Source organism: Vibrio anguillarum (assembly GCF_001989995.2).
Taxonomy (GTDB): domain Bacteria; phylum Pseudomonadota; class Gammaproteobacteria; order Enterobacterales; family Vibrionaceae; genus Vibrio; species Vibrio anguillarum.
Genome location: NZ_JAHGUP010000257.1, coordinates 1 through 273, shown reverse-complemented (window position 1 = coordinate 273; position 273 = coordinate 1). Strand labels below are relative to the sequence as shown.

1 pseudogene is annotated in these 273 nt (G+C 38.8%); it reads left to right on the top strand.

Annotated features, from left to right (window positions below):
* A pseudogene (locus PL85_RS18765) lies at positions 1-144 on the top strand (chorismate-binding protein); the annotation flags it as partial.
* Between the last annotated feature and the right edge of the window lie 129 nt (positions 145-273).

Sequence of the window (273 nt, the reverse complement as noted above, 5' to 3'; positions counted from 1 at the left end):
AGCCTACGATCTATGTCGATTTATGCTGGTGCAGGGATCGTTCATGAATCCTCACCTCAAAGTGAACTCGACGAAACCGGAGCTAAAATGAAAACCATTTTGCGTGCGGCTGGAATACAAGTAGATGAGTTACTCACTGTATAAGGGATATAAAATAATGATGAACGATGATTTTACACCTTGGCCTGAAAACATAAGTAAAAGGTATAAAGAACTAGGCTATTGGCAAGACAAATCCTTATTTAATCACCTTCATGAAACTGCTATGTCTTC